The following is a 2,500-nucleotide window of genomic DNA, read 5'->3' as shown; positions in this document are numbered from 1 at the left end:
GGTCGGAACTTACCCGACAAGGAATTTCGCTACCTTAGGACCGTTATAGTTACGGCCGCCGTTTACTGGGGCTTCAATTCAATGCTTCTCTTGCGATGACATCTCCTCTTAACCTTCCAGCACCGGGCAGGTGTCAGGCTGTATACGTAATCTTTCAATTTGGCACAGCCCTGTGTTTTTGTTAAACAGTTGCCTGGACCTATTCTCTGCGCCCAACTCTCGTTGGGACCCTTTATCCCGAAGTTACAGGGTCAGTTTGCCTAGTTCCTTAACCGTGAATCACTCAAGCGCCTTAGTATATTCAACCCGACTACGTGTGTCCGTTTGCGGTACGGGTACCTCAAGGATTAAGTTTAGCGGATTTTCTCGGGAGTATGCTTACACGCACTATTACCGTTTCCCGAAGGAATTGGTATACTATCAGGTTCGACTCTCTTTGTGGATTTGCCTGCAAAGATCAACATCTACACCCTTCAACGGACTATTCCGTCAGTCCGCGGCGCTGTCACGCCTCCGTCTCCACGTCACTCCTTAAGGTAGTACAGGAATATTAACCTGTTCTGCCATCGGCATCACCGTTCGGCTGAGCCTTAGGACCCGACTAACCCTGATCCGATTAGCGTTGATCAGGAAACCTTAGTCTTTCGGCGAGGGGGTTTCTCACCCCCTTTATCGTTACTTATACCTACATTTGCTTTTCCACACGCTCCAGCAAAGCTCACGCTTCACCTTCGACGCAGAGTGGAATGCTCCCCTACCGATGTTAGTGTTTAGTTAACATCCCATAGCTTCGGTAAATTGCTTGATGCCCGATTATTATCCACGCCAAACTCCTCGACTAGTGAGCTGTTACGCACTCTTTAAATGAATGGCTGCTTCCAAGCCAACATCCTAGCTGTCTTAGCAATCTGACTTCGTTAGTTCAACTTAGCAATTATTTCGGGACCTTAGCTGATGGTCCGGATTCTTCTCCTTTAGGACATGGACCTTAGCACCCATGCCCTCACTCCCGGGATAGAACTACTGCGCATTCGGAGTTTATCAAGACTTGATAGGCGGTGAAGCCCTCGCATCTTATCAGTCGCTCTACCTCACAGTAGTAATTCCCGAGGCTGCACCTAAATGCATTTCGGGGAGTACGAGCTATCTCCAAGTTTGATTAGCCTTTCACCCCCACCCTCAGTTCATCCGGAAGCTTTTCAACGCTTATCGGTTCGGTCCTCCAGTTAGTGTTACCTAACCTTCAACCTGACCAAGGGTAGATCACTTGGTTTCGCGTCTACTCCTTCCGACTAGTCGCCCTGTTCAGACTCGCTTTCGCTTCGGCTACACATTTTGAAATGCTTAACCTTGCCGGAAAAAGTAACTCGTAGGTTCATTATGCAAAAGGCACGCCGTCACTTCTTACGAAGCTCCGACCGCTTGTAGGCGCACGGTTTCAGGGACTATTTCACTCTTCTGTTCGAAGTGCTTTTCACCTTTCCTTCACAGTACTGGTTCGCTATCGGTCTCTCGGGAGTATTTAGCCTTACCGGATGGTCCCGGCAGATTCACGCAAGATTTCTCGTGTCCCGCGCTACTCAGGATACCACTACGCTTCGTTTCACTTCGTATACCGGACTATCACCGTCTATGGTCTCACTTTCCAGGGAGTTCTACTCATGAAATGTCTTGCGACATCGTGGTCCTACAACCCCAATATTGCCGTAACAACATTGGTTTGGGCTAATCCCCGTTCGCTCGCCACTACTTGGGGAATCATTATTATTTTCTTTTCCTGCAGGTACTAAGATGTTTCAGTTCCCTGCGTTAGCCTCTTGCTATGCAAGATGTCATTCCTTCAGAATGACGGGTTGTCCCATTCGGAAATCTTCGGATCAAAGGTTATTTGCACCTACCCGAAGCTTATCGCAGCTTATCACGTCCTTCATCGCCTCCGAGAGCCAAGGCATCCGCCATGCGCCCTTGCTTACTTTCTTTCAAACGTTTTATTCTCATACTGGTATTGACTTGGGAATTGCTTCCGGCTGTCAATATTGCATATTCGAACACGTACGGTTTGATATATACTTTTAGCTCTTACTTTTTATTTTACTTTTTGTACATCATGTCAAAGATCGTTTCTCTTTTCAGAGAGAGTGGAGAATAACGGATTCGAACCGTTGACCCTCTGCGTGCAAGGCAGATGCTCTAGCCAGCTGAGCTAATCCCCCAAGAGGTTATTCAAGAATGTTGTTTTTAGTTTTTAGCTTTTAGCTGTCACTATTCCTCGTTCTTGAGCTTGGTAGTCCCAGGCAGAGTTGAACTGCCGACCTCTACATTATCAGTGTAGCGCTCTAACCAACTGAGCTATAGGACTAGTTCAACCTTGTCTACCTGATGTTAGACTCGGCTTCTTGTTTCTCTTGTTTATCTCTATCTATACTTCTATAGATGGTTGATCTATATATTATAAATAAACAAGTACCAGTAGTACAATAAACAGAACCTGTAAAGTCTA

At 46.7% G+C, this 2,500-nt stretch carries 2 tRNA genes and 1 rRNA gene (1 of these 3 cut by a window edge); all 3 read right to left on the bottom strand.

The features are described 5' to 3' along the window. A 23S ribosomal RNA gene (locus H8S63_RS19535) occupies window positions 1–1,979 on the bottom strand (it extends 910 nt beyond the left edge of the window). Window positions 1,980–2,139: 160 nt separating this feature from the next. Then, window positions 2,140–2,213 (bottom strand) — tRNA-Ala (locus tag H8S63_RS19530). Window positions 2,214–2,282: 69 nt separating this feature from the next. After that, a tRNA-Ile gene (locus tag H8S63_RS19525) sits at window positions 2,283–2,359 on the bottom strand. Window positions 2,360–2,500: the final 141 nt, after the last annotated feature.

The organism is Bacteroides sp. NSJ-39 (genome assembly GCF_014287315.1).
GTDB lineage: Bacteria > Bacteroidota > Bacteroidia > Bacteroidales > Bacteroidaceae > Bacteroides > Bacteroides finegoldii.
The sequence above is the reverse complement of the archived record's forward strand: the minus strand, read 5'-3'. Positions and strand labels throughout refer to the sequence as shown.